We start from the raw sequence: 16,589 nt of genomic DNA, 5'->3' as shown, positions 1-16,589 counted from the left end.
CCGCTCAGTGCTCCGGCGACGGGGGCTCGGACGTCGCGTGGATGTGCTCGCCCACCGCGACGACCAGGATCCGGGTGTCCTCGGTGACGGCCCGCCAGCGGTGGCGGACCCCTCCGGACAGGAACAGCGCGTCGCCGCTCTCCAGCCGGTACGCCCGCCCCTCCGCCTCCACCTGGCAGGCGCCCTCGACCACGTACATCAGCTCGTCGTTGCGGTGCTGGTACTCGCGGCCGGCGTCCTGGTCCCCGGTGAACTCCAGGGCGTGCAGCTGGTGGTGCCCGCGCACGAGGGGCCGTACGCCGGGGACCGGGGTGAGCCCGGACTCGTCGCCGGCCCGTACGAGGTCCACCGTGCGCGCGGTGTCGGAGGCGGCCAGCAGTTCGACGGCCGTGGTCTCCAGCGCGTCCGCGACCCGCTCCAGGGACCGCATGCTGGGCCGGGCCCGCTCGTTCTCTATCTGGCTCAGGAAGGGCACCGACAGACCGCTTCGCGCCGACACGGCGGCCAGCGTCAGGTGGAGCGCGCGGCGCCGCTTGCGCACGGCCACACCCACCCGCAGCGGTTCCTTGCCGTCCTTGTCCTTGCTCTTGTCGTCCCTGTCGTTCAGCTTGCCGCTCAGACCGTCGGTGCCGTCGGTGCCGTCCGTGCCGTCCCTGTCGTTCATGTCGGGGCTGCCCTCCCCTTGTCCGTCGCACATCGGTGTGCTGTAAGCACCTTACGCAGCAACCGCCTCCGGTTTCGCGTGCACGGGCCTTCCCGTACCCGTCCGCTCACTGTCCGTGGTAAGGCGATCTGCCCGCCGGCGCGGCAGGCGGTCACCCCGCGTGCCCCCGCGTGCACGGCGCCGCCGATCGGCGTTGCGGCATCATCGTCTGCGTGACGACACGACGCCTGATGCTCCTGGACACCGCCTCCCTCTACTACCGCGCCTACTTCGGCGTGCCGGACTCCGTGAAGGCCCCCGACGGCACCCCGGTCAACGCCGTGCGCGGGCTGCTCGACTTCATCGGCCGGCTCGTCCAGGACCACCGGCCTGACGATCTGGTCGCATGCATGGACGCCGACTGGCGACCGCACTGGCGAGTGGAGCTGATCCCCTCCTACAAGGCCCACCGGGTCGCACAGGAGTCCGAGGCCGGTCCCGACCTGGAGGAGACCCCGGACACCCTCGCCCCGCAGGTTCCGATCATCGAGGCGGCGCTGGACGCCTTCGGCATCGCCCGGGTGGGGGTCGCCGGGTACGAGGCGGACGACGTGATCGGCACGCTCACCGCCCGCGCGACCGGCCCGGTCGACATCGTCACCGGCGACCGGGACCTGTACCAGCTGGTGGACGACGCCCGGCAGCGACGGGTGCTGTACCCGCTCAAGGGCGTGGGCACCCTGCAGGTCACCGACGAGGCCTGGCTCCGGGAGAAGTACGGGGTGGACGGCCCCGGGTACGCGGACCTGGCCCTGCTGCGCGGCGACCCGAGCGACGGCCTGCCGGGCGTCCCCGGCATCGGCGAGAAGACGGCGGCCAAGCTCCTCGACGCCTACGGCAGCCTGGCCGGGATCATCGCGGCGATCGACGACCCGAAGTCGAAGCTGACCCCCACCCAGCGCAAGCGGCTCGACGAGTCGCGCCCATATCTGGCGGTGGCCCCGAAGGTGGTCCAGGTGGCCTCGGACGTCCCGTTGCCGCAGTTCGATCCGGCCCTTCCGAAGACCCCGGCGCAGCCTGAACTCGTGGACGCACTAGTCCATCGGTGGGGTTTGGGTGGAGCGGTCTCCCGCCTGAGCGGCGCCCTACACTCTTGAGGTGCTAACTTAGGTAAGGCTAAGTTTCAGGGGAGTCAGGGGAGACACCGTGGCAGAAGGACGCGCCCGCACCGTCGGCACCGCCGTCGTCGTACGCACCGAGCGGCTCTCGCCGCACATGGTGCGGCTCGTGCTGGGCGGTGAAGGCCTGGCGGAGTTCTGCGCGGGCGAGTTCACCGACCACTACATCAAGATCCTCTTCCCCCCGGAAGACGTCACCTATCCCGCGCCCTGGGACCTGGAGCGGATCCGCGCCGACTTCCCGCGGGCGCAGTGGCCGCGCCAGCGCGCGTACACGGTACGGAGCTGGGACCCTGCGCACCGGGAGCTGACCCTCGACTTCGTCGTCCACGGCGACGAGGGCGTGGCCGGCCCCTGGGCCGCGCGGGTCCAGCCGGGCGAGCTCGTCCGCTTCCTCGGCCCCGGCGGCGCCTACGCCCCCGACCCGACGGCCGGCTGGCACCTCCTGGTGGGCGACGAGAGCGCGCTGCCGGCGATCGCCGCGGCGATGGAGCGGATGCCGGTGGGCGCCGAGGTCCACGCCCTCGTGGAGGTCGAGGGCCCGCAGGACGAGCTGAAGGTCTCCACCCCGGACGGCGTCGTCCCGGTCTGGCTCCACCGCGCGGGCCGCCCGACGGGCCAAGCCCTGGTGGAGGCGGTCACCGCCCTGACGTTCCCCTCCACGGACGTCCACGCCTTCGTCCACGGCGAGGCCGGCTTCGTCAAGGACCTGCGCCGCCACCTCCGCCTGGAGCGCGGCATCCCCCGCGAACGCCTGTCGATCTCGGGCTACTGGCGCCTGGGCGAGACGGACGAGGGCTGGCGCGCGATCAAGCGCGACTGGAACGCCACGGTCGAAGCCGAACAGGACCACGCAGCGGCCGCATAGGCAATCCAGCCCCGCCGCCGCACCATCCCAGCCCCGCCGGCGCTTGAGGCGCGGGGCCTGGGGCGGAGCCCCGGTCCTCCACCCTCGCCGCACCATCCCAGCCCCGCCGGCGTTTGAGGCGCGGGGCCTGGGGCGGAGCCCCGGTCTTTCAGCCTCGCCGGCGTTTGAGGCGCGGGGCCTGGGGCGGAGCCCCGGTCTTTCACGCCGGCGTTTGAGGCGCGGGGCCTGGGGCGGAGCCCCGGTCTTTCAGCCTCGCCGGCGTTTGAGGCGCGGGGGTCCGGGGGCGGCGCCCCCGGCAGCGGCGCCGCTGCCGACCCACCCCCGGCGGAGCCAGCCCGCGCGGCTTCACCCGTCCGGCGGGACAATGACCCCATGCGTACGCTCCGCGGCCTCGGGGCAGCCGGCGCCGCGGCCCTCCTCGCCGCGACGGCGGCAACAGCGGCGACCGCCACCACGACCACCACCGCGACGGTGACCTCCGCCCCCAGCCCGCCACCCCCACCCCAGCCCTCGATCAGCGACGACGCAGTCGACAAGGCCGTCGCCCGCCTCGATCAAACCGTCGCGGACATGATGCGCCGCACCGGCGTCCCCGGCGTCTCCGTGGCCGTGGTCCACGACGACGAGGTCGTCCACCTGAAGGGCTTCGGCGTCCGCCGCACCGGCCAGAGCGCGGCCGTCGACCCCGACACCGTCTTCCAGATCGCCTCCCTCTCCAAGCCGGTCTCCTCCACCGTCGTCGCCGGGACCCTCACCGACCCCGACGGGTGGGACCGCCACACCACCCTCCCCGGGTTCTCCCTCAAGGACCCCTGGGTCACCGGCCACGTCTCGACCGCCGACCTGTTCTCCCACCGCAGCGGCCTGCCCGACCACGCCGGCGACCTCCTCGAAGACCTCGGCTACGACCAGTCGTACATCCTCGACCACCTGCGGCTCGAACCCCTCACCCCGTTCCGCGCGAGCTACGCCTACACCAACTTCGGGTTCACCGCGGCCGCCGAGGCCGTCGCCCGGGCCAAGGGCACCAGCTGGCAGAAGCTCAGCGAGGACACCCTCTTCAAGCCCGCCGGCATGACCCGCACCAGCACCGAGTTCTCCGCGTTCGTCAACGCCCCCGACCACGCCGCCACCCACGTCAAGAACCCGGCCGGCACCTGGAGCCCCCGCTACGTCCGCGACCCCGACGCCCAGGCCCCGGCCGGCGGCGTCAGTTCCACGGCCCGCGACATGTCCCGCTGGCTGCGGCTCCAGCTCGCCGGCGGCGTCCTCGACGGCAAGCGGATCATCCCGGCCGACGCCCTCGCCCGCACGCACCTGCCCGAGATCGTCTCGCAGCCGCCCGCGACCCCCACGGCCCGCACCGGCTTCTACGGCCTCGGCTGGAACGTCTCCTACGACGACGCCGGCCGCCTGCGTCTGAGCCACTCCGGCGCCTTCGAGCTCGGCGCGAACACCAACGTCACCATGCTCCCGCTGGAGCGGCTCGGCATCGTCGTCCTCACCAACGGCGCCCCCGTCGGCCTGGCCGACGCCGTCGCCCTGGACTTCTTCGACTTCGCCGAGCACGGCAAGACCACCGCCGACTGGCTGGGTCTGGCCGGCGCGCTCTACGCGCAGCTGGGCGAAGAGGGCCGCTCCCCCACCGACTACGCCCGTCCGCCCTCCGGCGCGAAGCCCGCCCAGGACAGCGCCGCGTACACCGGCACCTACGACAGCCCGTACTACGGCAGGGCGACCGTGACCGCGAACGACGACGGCGCGCTCACCCTCGCCCTCGGCCCCCAGCCCCTGCGCTTCCCGCTCACCCACTACGACGGGGACACGTTCAGCTTCGAGACAGTGGGCGAGAACGCGGTCGGCCGCACCGGGGTGACCTTCGCCGACGACACCCTGCGCGTCGAATACCTCGACGCCAATGGCCTGGGCACCTTCACGCAGCAGTAGCCGCATAGCCTGTCCCCCGATGAGACGCAGAGCCCAGGCACCCCCCTCGCCCCTCCCCCAGCGCGCCGGCATCGACCCGGTCCGGCTGCGGCTGCCGCCCGACCCCGACGGGCTGTGGCCGGACCTCGGCGGCTACCTCGCCGCGCGCTACGCCGGCACCCGCGGCGCCGACTCCGTCGCGCACCTGCTGGCGACCGGCCGGGTGCTCGGCGCCGGCGGGCGGGTGCTGCGCGCGGGGGACCCGTACGAGCCGGGCGCCTACCTCTGGTTCCACCGGGACATGGAGCCCGAGCCGCGCGTGCCCTTCCCGCTCTCCGTCGTCCACCGGGACCCGCACCTGCTGGTGGTGGACAAGCCGCACTTCCTGGCGACCACCCCGCGCGGCAGCCACGTGACCGAGACCGCCCTGGCCCGGCTGCGCGAGGAGCTGGACCTGCCCGAGCTCAGCCCGGCGCACCGCCTGGACCGGCTGACGGCGGGGCTGGTGATGTTCAGCATCCGGCCCGAGGAGCGCGGCGCCTACCAGCTCCTCTTCCAGCGGCGCGAGGTGCACAAGGAGTACGAGGCCCTCGCCCCCGTCGACCCGGCGCTCCCCCTCCCCCGTACGGTGCGCAGCCGGATCGAGAAGACCCGCGGGGTCATCGCCGCGGCCGAGGTGCCCGGCGAGCCCAACGCCGAGAGCCGCGTCGAACTCGTGGACACCCGGGGCGACGTGGGGCGCTACCGGCTGACCCCGCACACCGGCCGCACCCACCAGCTGCGGGTGCACATGAACGCCCTGGGCCTGCCCATCCTCGGCGACCCGGTGTACCCGCAGGTCACCGACCCGGCTCCGGACGACTACCGCCGCCCCCTCCAACTCCTGGCACGGGTACTGGAGTTCACCGACCCCGTCACCGGAGCCACGCACCGCTTCGAGAGCGGCCGCACCCTGCGGGCCTGGCACGACCACGCCGGCTGGGCGGCCGGCACCGGCGACCCGCCTCCCAACCCGCCTACTCCTCCTGCTCCTCCCGGCCCTCCGGAGGAGGGCTGACGCCCGCGATGCGCAGCGCCGCGTCGGCGGTGGCCTGCGCGAAGGCCGCCACCGGGCGCGCCGGATCGGCGCGGTGGATCAGCATGACGCCCTCGATGAGCCCGAAGACGAGGTCGTTGCGCAGGGCCATCCCGGCCGCGTCCCCGGCCAGTTCGGCGCCGACGCAGGTCCCGTCGAGCAGCACCCGGTAGGCGTCCTTGAGTTCCCCGCGCATCCGGCGGAACCGGGTGAAGCGCGCGCCGCCCACCTCGGGCAGCAGGTAGAGCGCCCCCAGGTCGTACGGGCCCCCGCACAGCAGCAGCACGTCGGAGCGGCACAGCTCCCACAGCCTCCGCGCGGCGGGCCGCCGAGCGTCGGCGAGCAGGTGGCGGGCCAGCACCAGGGAGGGGGCGACCGTGGACTCCAGCAGTTCGGCGAGGAGTTCCTCCTTGCCGCCGAAGTAGTGGTACATCGTGGCCTGGCGCATTCCGGCCCGCTCGGCGACCTGCCGCGTGGTGGTCGCCGCGTACCCCCGGACCGTGAACAACTCGGCCGCCGCGCAGAGGAGTTCCTCGCGCGGCGGCCGGCCGCTGTCCGGTCTCAGCCGGTCGGCGCGCGGCCGACCGACCCGTCTCGGCCCTTCGTCTGCTCCCCCGCTCATGGACCGATCGTCGCACACAGCACAGCGATTCGATCATGGCAAGAGATCAGATCGAGCCACTCCCCCTTATGGACGAAGATCCAAAAGGGGCTAGCCGACCGAGCTGTAGGCCACTACACCCCGCAGCAGCGCGTCCACGGCCTTGCGGGCGTTTCGCGCCACCGTGCTCCCGCTCTCGCCGGAGGCCGAAGGGGCCGCCGCCGCGATCTGCCCGAGCACGTCGATGACCTGCTTGCACCAGCGCACGAAGTCGCCGGCCGGCATCTCCGCCTCGCGCAGCACCTCGTCCAGGCTCTTGTCGGAGGCCCACTGGTACGCCGCCCACGCGAAGCCCAGATCCGGCTCGCGCTGGCCCACGCCCTCCGCCTGGTTGATCCGGTGCTCCTCCTCCAGCGCGTCGAGCCGGCCCCAGATGCGGACCATCTCGCCCAGCGCCTCCTTCGCCGCGCCGCCCGGCACCTTCGGCGCGACCGCGTCGTCGGACTGCCGCGCCTCGAAGACCAACGCCGAGACACAGGCGGCCAGTTCGGCCGGGCTCAGGCCCTCCCAGACATGGGCCCGCAGGCATTCGGACGCCAGCAGGTCGAGCTCCCCGTACAGCCGGGCGAGCCGCTTGCCGTGCACGGTGACCTCGTCCTCGCGCAGGTAGTCCAGCTCCGTGAGGAGCGCGTGGATCCGGTCGAAGGTGCGGGCGATGGTGTTCGTCCGGCCCTCGATCCGCCGCTCCAGCTGCTGGGTGTCCCGCTGGAGCCGGTGGTAGCGCTCCGCCCAGCGGGCGTGGTCCTCGCGCTCGTCGCAGCCGTGGCAGGGATGCGCCCGCAGCTCGGTGCGCAGCCGGGCGATCTCGCGGTCGTCGGCGGCCGCCGCCCGGCCGCGCGCGTGCCGCTCCGGCGTGATGTGCCCGGCCTTGCTCCGCAGCTGGGACGCCAGGTCCCGGCGGGACTGGGGCGAGCGCGCGTTGAACGTCTTCGGGATCCGCATCCGGTCGAGGGCCTCGACCGGGACCGGGAAGTCGATCGCGGCGAGCCGCTTGACCTGCCGCTCGGCGGTGAGCACCAGCGGGCGCGGGCCCTCGGCGTACTCGTACCCGCGGTGCCCGTTGACCCGCCCGGCCGGCACGCCCGGGTCCAGGACCAGCGCGAGTCCGGCGAACTTGCCCGTCGGCACGTGGATGATGTCGCCCGGCTTGAGCTTCTCCAGCGAACTGGCCGCCTGCACCCGGCGCTGGGCGGCGCCCTGCTTGGCCAGCTCCGTCTCGCGGTCCTTGAGGTCGCGGCGCAGCTGCGCGTACTCCTCGAAGTTCCCCAGGTGGCAGGTCATGCCCTCCCGGTAGCCCTCCAGGCCCTCCTCGTTGCGCTGCACCTGCCGGGAGATCCCGACGACCGAGCGGTCGGCCTGGAACTGCGCGAAGGAGGTCTCCAGCAGCTCGCGCGACCGGTGCCGCCCGAACTGGCTGACCAGGTTCACGGCCATGTTGTACGACGGCTTGAAGCTGGAGCGCAGCGGATACGTACGGGTACCGGCGAGCCCGGCGAGCCCCGCCGGGTCCATGCCCCGCTGCCAGAGCACCACCGCGTGGCCCTCGACGTCGATGCCACGCCGCCCGGCCCGGCCGGTGAGCTGGGTGTACTCGCCCGGGGTGATGTCGGCGTGCTGCTCGCCGTTCCACTTGACCAGCTTCTCCAGGATCACCGTGCGCGCGGGCATGTTGATGCCCAGCGCCAGGGTCTCGGTGGCGAAGACGGCCTTGACCAGGCCGCGGACGAACAGCTCCTCCACGACCTCCTTGAAGGTGGGCAGCATGCCCGCGTGGTGCGCGGCGATGCCCCGCTCCAGTCCTTCGAGCCACTCGTAGTAGCCCAGGACGTGAAGGTCCTCGGTGGGGATGGCGGCGGTCCGCGCCTCGACGATCTCGCGCACCCTGAGCCGCGCGGATTCGTCGTTGAGCCGCAGTCCCGCGTACAGGCACTGCTGGACGGCGGCCTCGCAGCCGGCCCGGCTGAAGATGAAGTTGATGGCGGGCAGCAGCCCGTCACCGTCGAGGCGGGCGATGACCTCGGGGCGGGACGGGGTCCAGATCCGGCCGCGGGAGCGCCGCTCGCGCTCGCGGTCGGCCTCGCGGACCATCTTGCCGCGCCGCCGGTCCTTCGGGTTGTAGGTGCGGCTGTTCTCCTCGCGCGCCATGCGCAGCAGGTCGGGGTTGACCTCCCGGCGCGCGGAGCCGCGGCCTCCGTGGTCGGACTCCTCCTCGAAGAGGTCGTAGATCCGGCGGCCGGCCATGACGTGCTGCCACAGCGGTACGGGCCGCTCCTCGGAGACGATCACCTCGGTGTCGCCGCGCACGGTGTCCAGCCAGTCGCCGAACTCCTCGGCGTTGGACACGGTGGCCGACAGGGACACCAGGGTCACCGACTCGGGGAGGTGGATGATCACTTCCTCCCAGACGGCCCCGCGGAACCGGTCGGAGAGGTAGTGGACCTCGTCCATCACGACGTAGCCGAGGCCGCGCAGCGACTGCGAGCCCGCGTACAGCATGTTGCGGAGCACCTCGGTGGTCATGACCACCACCGGCGCCTCGGAGTTGACGCTGTTGTCACCCGTCAGCAGGCCCACCTTGTCGGCGCCGTAGCGCTTGACGAGGTCGGCGTACTTCTGGTTGGACAGCGCCTTGATCGGCGTCGTGTAGAAGCACTTGCGGCCCTGTTGGAGGGCCAGGTGGACGGCGAACTCGCCGACGATGGTCTTGCCCGAGCCGGTCGGGGCGGCGACGAGGACGCCCTTGCCGGCCTCCAGTGCCTTGCAGGCCTCGATCTGGTACGGGTCCAGATCGAATTCGTACATCTCGCGGAAGGGGGCCAGGGCAGTGGCCTCTTCGGCGGCGCGGAGCCGGGCTGCGGCATAGCGCTCGGCGGGGGAGAGTTCTTCGGTCATCTTGCTGTCGAGCCTACCCGCCACCTCTGACAACAGTCGCGATCATTTAAGTGAGCAGGCGGACCGCCACACGGCGGAAGCGGCCGGCTGCGCGGTGTGCGCGCTGCCGACCGCTTCCGGCGGTGGGACGGAGGGAGACGGTGACCTCGCGGCTCACCCCTCGGGGCCTGCCCGTCGGGTCGGGCCGGGCCGGATCAGGTCGCGTCGTCGTACCCGTTGATCCGCTGGCGTCCGCCGTCGGCCTGTTCGGGCAGCACGGCGGGGGCCGGGACCGATTCCAGCGCGCCGATCGGCGCGGGGGTCAGGTCCAGCTCCGAGGCCTCGTCGTCGCTCAGGCCCGCGTCGGGGTCCTTGCGCGCGCGCCGCCGGTCGTTGAGGAGACAGATGCCGAGGGCGAGGAAGTAGAGGGCCACGATGGGCAGGGCCAGCGCCAGCATGGTCGGCGGGTCACCGGTGGGGGTCGCGAAGGCGGCGAAGACCGTGATGCCGAGGACCATGCCCCGCCACCAGCTCGCCAGCCGCTTGCCCGTGAGCACACCGGTGAAGTTCAGCAGGATCAGCAGCAGCGGCAGCTCGAAGGCCAGGCCGAAGACGATCACCATGCGGGCGACCAGGTCGAGGTAGTCGTCGACCGGCAGCAGGTTCCGCGCGTGGTCGGGGGTGAACTCCAGCAGGATCGTCGCGGTCTGCGGAAGGATCTTGTACGCGAGGACCGCGCCGGCGCCGAAGAGCGGAGCGCCCACGGCCACGAAGCTGCGTGCGTACTTCTTCTCGTGGCTGTGCAGACCGGGCGCGGCGAACGCCCACAGCTGGTACAGCCACACCGGGGCGGACAGCACCGCACCGGCCATCAGCGAGACCTTCAGGGCGATCGAGAATGCCGAGATGAGGCCGTTCACCGTCATGTCGGCGCAGGGCTTGCCGTTGCGCTGGGTCACCACACCGTTGGTACAGCCGACGGAGTCCAGCATCGGCTTCAACAGGAAGTTGATGATGTCCCGGTAGAAGAAGGCGGCCACGATGGTGATCACGAGGATCGCCAGGACCGACTTCAGCAGACGGTTTCTCAGCTCACGCAGGTGCTCGACAAGAGGCATCCGCCCTTCGGCGTCCTTGTCCGCTTTCTCCTGCTTGCGGGCAGACTTGAGCAACCCACGTCCCTTGTCTCGTTGCAGATGACTGGCGTGTACGGCGTGCGTCAGCCCTGGGCGGTGCGGTTCGTCTCGCTGACCGGGCGGGCGCTGGTGACGTCACCGGGCGCGGCCTGGATGGTGCGCGGGGCGACGGGCTGCTGGCCGGCCTGGTCCGCGACGGTGGCGGTGGCCGCGTCCTCGGCCTCGCCGTCCTTCTTCATGGCCTTGGCCTCGCTCTTGAGGATGCGGGCCGACTTGCCGAGGGAGCGGGCCATGTCAGGAAGCTTCTTGGCGCCGAACAGCAGGATGATGACTCCGACGATGACGAGGATTTCCCAACCCCTGAGGTTGCCCATAGAAATCTTCCTTTTCTCCGAGGTTCACAGCGCACCGGCACGGGCGCCTGGGACTGTGTCTACCGAGGATCGTAACCCCAGGGGGTTAACGCCCGGCAATCCCCGGGCGTCCCCCTGCTTGCGTCGGCGCCGGTGGTTTATGGCCTGCTCCTGCGCATTCGCCCCGCTTCCGAGCGGGTTCTGAAGGGGTGCGGCTTACGGGCGCACGGCGTGGCCCGCCCGGGCCAGGTCGACGCTCGCCCGCTCGAGGTCCCCCGACGCCTCGGAGATCCGGCGGCTGGCCTGGGCGACCTGGCCGGACAGCCTGCGCACCTCCACGTGGACCCGTACGGCCAGCACGGCGAGCACGGCGACTCCGAGGAAGCCCAGGGCAATTGCGAACATCGGCCACAGCATGGGGCGAGCCTAGGCCACCGGCCGGTTCAGATGCTGCGCAGGGTGCTCACGCCGCCGCCGGTCAGCAGTTCCACGATCCGCTCACCGGCCGGTTTGCGGACGGCGGCGCCGCATTCAGGACACGTGAAGGAGTAGAAGGTGGCCCGCCGGCTGCCGCCGATGGCCAGCCGCAGGGCGCCCGCGTCCAGTTCGAAACGGGCGCGACAGTCGGGACAGGAAGCCTTGAAGGCAACGGACCCGGACGTTGGCGACATCGACCGCGTTCCCCTCAGACCTGTTCCCCGTACCCCGCGAGTGCCTCCCGGGCGGCGCTGCGCGCACTGTCCGCCAGCTCGGAGGGGGCCACGATCCGCCCCTCACGCCCCAGCCGCAGCGCGAGCCGGCGCAGCGAGGCCGGATCCGGGCTGCGCAGCGTGATCCGCAGGCCCCCGCCGGTCAGCTCCTCCGCGCTGTCGTGCGGGTAGTACTCGGCGACCCAGCGCCCGCCCGGCCCCACCTCGACCACGACCTCCGGGTCCTCGGCGGCCGGCTGGACCAGCCCCTCGGACAGGTCGCGCGGCTCGATGGCGGGCGGCTCGGCCCGCTCGTCGAGCAGCTTGATCTCCGCGACCCGGTCGAGGCGGAAGGTGCGCCGGGCCTCGGAGAGGTGGCACCACCCCTCCATGTAGGTGTGGCCGACCGCGAAGAGCCGGATCGGGTCGACCTTGCGCTCGGTGAGCTCGTCGCGCGCCGGCGAGTAGTAGCGCACCCACAGCCGCCGGCGCTCCGCGATCGCCCGGTCGACGTCCGCGAAGACCCCGCCCTCGGATTCGAAGGTCACCGACAGCCGGGCGCTGGCCCCGGCGGCCTCGCCCGCGGCCGCCTCCAGCTTGGCGGTGGCCCGCAGCAGGGCGTCACGGTCGCTCTCGCGCAGGCCGGGCAGGGTCGCCACGGCGCGGGCGGCGACCAGCAGGGCCGTCGCCTCGTCGGCGGCCAGGCGCAGCGGCTCGGCGGTGGACTCCCCCGAGGCGTCGGGATTGCGCCACCAGATGCGCTCCCCGTCGGTGTCGATGTCGAGCAGGTCCCCGCCCCGGAAGCTGGTCCCGCACATGGGCAGCACGTCGAGGTCCGAGATCAGCTCGTCCTCGGTGATCCCGAAGGCACGCGCGACGTCCGCGACGTGCGCCCCGGGGCGCTCGCGCAGGTACGTCACCAGGGACAGCATCCGGCGGGTCTGGTCGATGGCGTTGGCAGCCATGCTGGTACGTCTCCCCCTCAGGGCACGTCTGTGGATGTCGCTGTTCTACAGATGGTGCGGCGGCCGGGTGGTGAAACGGCCGGTCGGTGCGGTCGCGGATCAGTGCGGTGGCGGTACGGATCGGTGCCGTCGCGGATCGGTGGCGGATCGGTGCGGTGGCGGAGTCCGCCGGACCCCGTCAGGCCCCGGCGACGGCCCGCAGCCGGTCCACCACGTCCGCCCGGAGGTCGGCGGGCCCGACCACGACGACGTCGGGCCCGAACTCCACCAGCCAGGCGTCCAGCCCGTGCCCGTACGGGATCTCCAGCTCGTCCCAGCCGTCCCCGCCCTCGCGCACCGCGGTGGCCTTGGCCCGCAGCGGGTAGCCCGCCCCGGCCCGCAACCGGATCAGCGCGGAACGGTCCGCGCTCTCCCCGGCCCAGCTCGCCACGGTCTCCCGCACGGTCACCACGTCCGGCACCTCCGCGGTGTACTTGGCCGCCCGCGAGCGGACCTTGCCGGTGATCCGGGAGAGCCGGAACACCCGCTCCGCCCCGCGGTCGCGGTCGTAGCCGGCCAGGTACCAGTGACCGCGCCAGCACTCCAGCGCCCACGGCTCCACCTGACGGGTCTCGGGCCGGGCCGCGGTGGACTTGCGGTAGTCGAAGACCACCGGCCGGCGGTCCCGGCAGGCCAGCATCAGCGGCTCGAAGGCCGCCTCGTGGACCGGGATGCGCGGCTCGATGGCGCTGTGCTGCCCCTCGTACGGGTCGCCCGCCTCGGGCATCCCGCCCGCGCGCAGCTTCTGCAGGGCTCCGCTGGCGGCTCCCGCGAGACGGGCCTGCTGCCACACCTTGGCCGCCAGCCCCAGGGCGGCGGCCTCCTCGGCGTCCAGGGAGACGGGCGGCAGCCGGTTGCTGTCCCGGCGGGCCAGGTAGCCGGTCTCGCCCTCCAGGTTCTCCACCGTCTCGATGACCAGGCCGAGTTCGCGCAGATCGTCCTTGTCCCGCTCGAACATGCGGTTGAAGGACTCGTCGTTGCCGGCCTCCATGTAGGCCTCGATGGAACCGCGCAACTCGCGCTTGCTGAGCGGCCGGCGGGTCCCCAGCAGACACAGCGCCAGATTCATCAGCCGCTCGGCCTTGGCAATCGCCATCGACGCCCTTCCCCCGATCTCGACACACACACTCGTGACCGTTGACCGTACCGCCCCGGCGCGCCCCGGCAAAAAGCGAGGGGCCCCCGCCGGACGGCGGGGGCCCCTGTGCTGCTCGCGGATTCCCGGATCAGCCGACCTTGACCAGGTCGCAGACGAAGATCAGCGTCTCGCCCGGGGCGATCGCGCCGCCCGCGCCGCGGTCGCCGTAGGCGAGGTGGGCGGGGATCGTCAGCTTGCGACGGCCGCCGACCTTCATGCCCTGGACGCCCTGGTCCCATCCGGCGATGACCTGGCCGATGCCGAGCTGGAACTGGAGCGCGGAACCACGGTTCCAGGAAGCGTCGAACTCCTCACCGGTGGAGAAGGCCACACCCACGTAGTGGACGGAGACGCGGTCGCCCTTCTTGGCCTCCTCGCCGTCGCCGACCCAGATCTCCTCGATCTTGAGGTCCTTCGGGGCTTCGCCCTCGGGGAAGTCGATCTCGGGCTTCTCGAGCTTGTCGCTCACGGCACTGCTCCTCATGCATACGAAACGGTCAACCGGAACAGTCTTACATCACGGCGAGGATGTCGAGGCTGAAGACCAGCGTCGACTTGGCCGGGATGGTGCCCTGCTCCTTGTCGCCGAAGGCCTGGTCCGGCGGGATGACCAGCAGGATGCGGCTGCCGACCTTCTTGCCGATCAGGCCTTCCTTCAGGCCCGTGACCGACAGCTCCGACAGCGGCCAGGTGACCGTCTGCCCGCTGGTGTACGTGCTCTCGAAGGTCTTGTCGTCCTTCCACGTCTTGCCGTGGAACTTGACGACGACGCTGTCGGTGTCCTTCACCGCGGCGCCGTCGCCCTCCAGGACGTAGCTCGAGACCAGCTTGGCCGGCTCGGCGGTGTCCTTCGGGACGGCCACGGTGACTTCCTTGCCGTCCGTGTTCGTGCCGACCTTGGGCAGGTCCTTGTTGTCCTGGGCGACTTCCTTGCCCGTGGCCGAGGCCGGGACGGTGGCGCCCTTGAGGATGTCCACGACGAAGACCAGCGTGGCGTTCGGCTTGATCTTCTCGCCCGAGCCCTGGGCCCCGTAACCGAGCTCCGGCGGGATCACCAGCTCGACACGGCTGCCGACCTTCTGGCCCTCCAGGCCCTGGTCCCAGCCCTTGATGACGGCGCCGGCGCCGATCGTCAGGTCGAACGGCGCGGGCCGGCCGAAGCTCTGGTCGAACGGCTCCTTGCCGTCCCACACCTGGCCGTAGTAGTTGACCTGCGCGATGTCGTCCTTCTTCAGGACCTGCCCGGTGCCCTCGCTGATGGTCACCACCTTCAGCTCCTTGGGCGGCGTGCCCTTCCCCTTCGACAGGGTGGGCGTCTCCCCGAACTTGGCACCCTTGGTGATCGCGGGCGCCCCGTTCTTCATCTGGGCGGAGTCGGAGCCGCTGTCGTCGCCACACGCTGCGGTCGTCAGCAGCAGAAGGGGTACGACAAGCAGGCCGGCAAGTCGGCGCACGGGTTCCTCAGATCTCAGACGGCAAGACGGTCGCCCGCCACTCTAAGCCGTGCACAGGGCCCCGTACGAGATCTGTACGGGGCCCTGGCGAGGAGTGCGATGTCACACTTCAGGACTACATGCCGGCGATCAGCTTCTCCACCCGGTCGTCCACCGACCGGAACGGGTCCTTGCACAGCACCGTCCGCTGCGCCTGGTCATTGAGCTTCAGGTGCACCCAGTCCACCGTGAAGTCCCGCCGCTGCTCCTGCGCCCGGCGGATGAAGTCACCGCGCAGCCGCGCCCGCGTCGTCTGCGGGGGCACCGACTTGCCCTCGAAGATCTTCAGGTCGTTGCAGATCCGCGCCGCCTGCCCCTTGCGCTCCAGCAGGTAGTACAGCCCGCGCCGGCGGTGGATGTCGTGATACGCGAGGTCTATCTGAGCCACCCGCGGATTCGACATGGTCATGTTGTGCTTGGCCCGGTACCGCTCGATCAGCTGGTACTTCATGACCCAGTCGATCTCGGTCCCGATCCGGTCCAGGTCCTCCGCGTCGATCGCGTCGAGCGTGCGACCCCACAGCTCCAGCACCTGGTCCACCACACCGGTACGGATGCCCCGGCGCTCGGCGAAGTCCACCGCCTTGTCGTAGTACTCCCGCTGGATCTCCAGCGCCGAGGCCTCCCGGCCGCTCGCCAGACGCACCTTGCGCTGACCCGTGATGTCGTGGCTGACCTCGCGGATCGCCCGGATCGGGTTCTCCAGGGTCAGGTCCCGCATCACCGTGCCCGCCTCGATCATGCGCAGCACCAGGTCGGTGGCCCCGACCTTCAGCAGCATGGTCGTCTCGGACATGTTCGAGTCGCCCACGATCACGTGCAGCCGGCGGTAGCGCTCGGCGTCCGCGTGCGGCTCGTCCCGGGTGTTGATGATCGGCCGCGAACGGGTCGTCGCGGAGCTGACGCCCTCCCAGATGTGCTCGGCCCGCTGGCTCACGCAGTAGACCGCGCCCCGGGGCGTCTGCAGCACCTTGCCGGCGCCGCAGATCAGCTGCCGCGTGACAAGGAACGGAATGAGAATGTCCGCCAGGCGGGAGAATTCCCCGTGCCGGGCCACCAGGTAGTTCTCGTGGCAGCCGTACGAGTTGCCCGCCGAGTCGGTGTTGTTCTTGAAGAGATAGACGTCGCCCGCGATTCCCTCCTCGTGCAGGCGGCGTTCGGCGTCGACGAGCAGTCCTTCGAGAATGCGCTCGCCTGCTTTGTCGTGCGTGACCAACTCGGTCACGTTGTCGCATTCGGGAGTTGCATATTCCGGATGCGAACCCACGTCGAGGTACAGGCGGGCGCCGTTCCGCAGGAAGACATTGCTGCTGCGGCCCCATGACACAACACGGCGGAAGAGGTAGCGCGCCACTTCGTCAGGAGACAGTCGGCGCTGTCCCCTGAACGTGCACGTGACGCCGTACTCGTTCTCCAGCCCGAAAATGCGGCGGTCCATGACTGAACATTACGCCTTCTGCCCTCTTCTGAAACCGGGAACGGGAGCGCCGTTTCGATCAGTTCCCACGAGCGGACCGGTCACCGCACCGCGGAACCCGCCGACGCGCCGCCGGA

The 16,589-nt window shown here is 71.5% G+C and carries 16 protein-coding genes; 4 read left to right on the top strand and 12 right to left on the bottom strand.

Translation table 11 applies throughout. The features are described from left to right. Nucleotides 1-4 precede the first annotated feature (4 nt). Nucleotides 5-553 carry a helix-turn-helix domain-containing protein gene (locus OG534_RS29385; RefSeq protein WP_326593932.1) on the bottom strand — a complete coding sequence of 183 codons (549 nt, stop codon included), beginning with the start codon at nt 551-553 and terminating at the stop codon, nt 5-7. Nucleotides 554-894: 341 nt separating this feature from the next. On the opposite strand from OG534_RS29385, the gene OG534_RS29380 reads away from it, so the two are divergent. The 4 genes from OG534_RS29380 to OG534_RS29365 all read left to right on the top strand — a co-directional run bounded on the left by OG534_RS29380 (nt 895) and on the right by OG534_RS29365 (nt 5,672). Then, the gene (locus OG534_RS29380; protein ID WP_326593930.1) at nt 895-1,800 is read left to right on the top strand and encodes a 5'-3' exonuclease; all 906 of its coding nucleotides are present in this window, start codon (nt 895-897) and stop codon (nt 1,798-1,800) included. Between the two features lie 49 nt (nt 1,801-1,849). Next, entirely contained in the window at nt 1,850-2,689 is an 840-nt protein-coding gene (locus tag OG534_RS29375; RefSeq protein WP_326591999.1) for a siderophore-interacting protein, read from the top strand. Nucleotides 2,690-3,061: 372 nt separating this feature from the next. Next, a complete protein-coding gene (locus OG534_RS29370) occupies nt 3,062-4,636 on the top strand; it encodes a serine hydrolase (protein ID WP_326591998.1) in 1,575 nt (524 codons plus the stop codon). A gap of 19 nt (nt 4,637-4,655) precedes the next feature. After that, entirely contained in the window at nt 4,656-5,672 is a 1,017-nt protein-coding gene (locus OG534_RS29365; RefSeq protein ID WP_326591996.1) for an RluA family pseudouridine synthase, read from the top strand. On the opposite strand, the gene OG534_RS29360 is transcribed toward OG534_RS29365, so the two are convergent. The 11 genes from OG534_RS29360 to pafA all read right to left on the bottom strand — a co-directional run bounded on the left by OG534_RS29360 (nt 5,632) and on the right by pafA (nt 16,473). Further along, complete coding sequence (locus OG534_RS29360) at nt 5,632-6,312, bottom strand: helix-turn-helix domain-containing protein (RefSeq protein ID WP_326591995.1); 681 nt, start codon at nt 6,310-6,312, stop codon at nt 5,632-5,634. The genes OG534_RS29365 and OG534_RS29360 overlap by 41 nt on opposite strands. Nucleotides 6,313-6,402: 90 nt before the next feature. Continuing rightward, on the bottom strand, nt 6,403-9,243 hold the full coding sequence (locus tag OG534_RS29355; protein WP_326591993.1) for a DEAD/DEAH box helicase: 2,841 nt from the start codon (nt 9,241-9,243) through the stop codon (nt 6,403-6,405). A 194-nt stretch (nt 9,244-9,437) separates the two neighbouring features. Beyond that, nucleotides 9,438-10,394 carry a twin-arginine translocase subunit TatC gene (tatC, locus tag OG534_RS29350; protein WP_326591991.1) on the bottom strand — a complete coding sequence of 319 codons (957 nt, stop codon included), beginning with the start codon at nt 10,392-10,394 and terminating at the stop codon, nt 9,438-9,440. 47 nt (nt 10,395-10,441) lie between these two features. Then, entirely contained in the window at nt 10,442-10,732 is a 291-nt protein-coding gene (gene tatA / locus OG534_RS29345) for a Sec-independent protein translocase subunit TatA (RefSeq protein WP_326591989.1), read from the bottom strand. A 195-nt stretch (nt 10,733-10,927) separates the two neighbouring features. Beyond that, nucleotides 10,928-11,128, bottom strand: a complete 201-nt coding sequence (locus OG534_RS29340) for a hypothetical protein (protein WP_326591987.1) — start codon at nt 11,126-11,128, stop codon at nt 10,928-10,930. Between the two features lie 26 nt (nt 11,129-11,154). Beyond that, a complete protein-coding gene (locus OG534_RS29335) occupies nt 11,155-11,382 on the bottom strand; it encodes a hypothetical protein (protein WP_326591985.1) in 228 nt (75 codons plus the stop codon). A 14-nt stretch (nt 11,383-11,396) separates the two neighbouring features. Continuing rightward, nucleotides 11,397-12,365 carry a helix-turn-helix transcriptional regulator gene (locus OG534_RS29330; protein ID WP_326591984.1) on the bottom strand — a complete coding sequence of 323 codons (969 nt, stop codon included), beginning with the start codon at nt 12,363-12,365 and terminating at the stop codon, nt 11,397-11,399. Between the two features lie 178 nt (nt 12,366-12,543). Then, nucleotides 12,544-13,500 carry a helix-turn-helix transcriptional regulator gene (locus tag OG534_RS29325; protein WP_326591982.1) on the bottom strand — a complete coding sequence of 319 codons (957 nt, stop codon included), beginning with the start codon at nt 13,498-13,500 and terminating at the stop codon, nt 12,544-12,546. A gap of 130 nt (nt 13,501-13,630) precedes the next feature. Beyond that, complete coding sequence (locus OG534_RS29320; protein ID WP_326591980.1) at nt 13,631-14,026, bottom strand: FKBP-type peptidyl-prolyl cis-trans isomerase; 396 nt, start codon at nt 14,024-14,026, stop codon at nt 13,631-13,633. Between the two features lie 28 nt (nt 14,027-14,054). Further along, complete coding sequence (locus tag OG534_RS29315; protein ID WP_326591979.1) at nt 14,055-14,996, bottom strand: FKBP-type peptidyl-prolyl cis-trans isomerase; 942 nt, start codon at nt 14,994-14,996, stop codon at nt 14,055-14,057. Nucleotides 14,997-15,111: 115 nt separating this feature from the next. Beyond that, nucleotides 15,112-16,473, bottom strand: a complete 1,362-nt coding sequence (gene pafA, locus OG534_RS29310; RefSeq protein WP_030016332.1) for a Pup--protein ligase — start codon at nt 16,471-16,473, stop codon at nt 15,112-15,114. Nucleotides 16,474-16,589 lie beyond the last annotated feature (116 nt).

Origin of the sequence: Streptomyces sp. NBC_01294, assembly GCF_035917235.1 — a bacterium.
GTDB lineage: Bacteria > Actinomycetota > Actinomycetes > Streptomycetales > Streptomycetaceae > Streptomyces > Streptomyces caledonius.
Note: the sequence above shows the minus strand (reverse complement) of the source record. Positions and strands in the feature narration are given on the sequence as shown.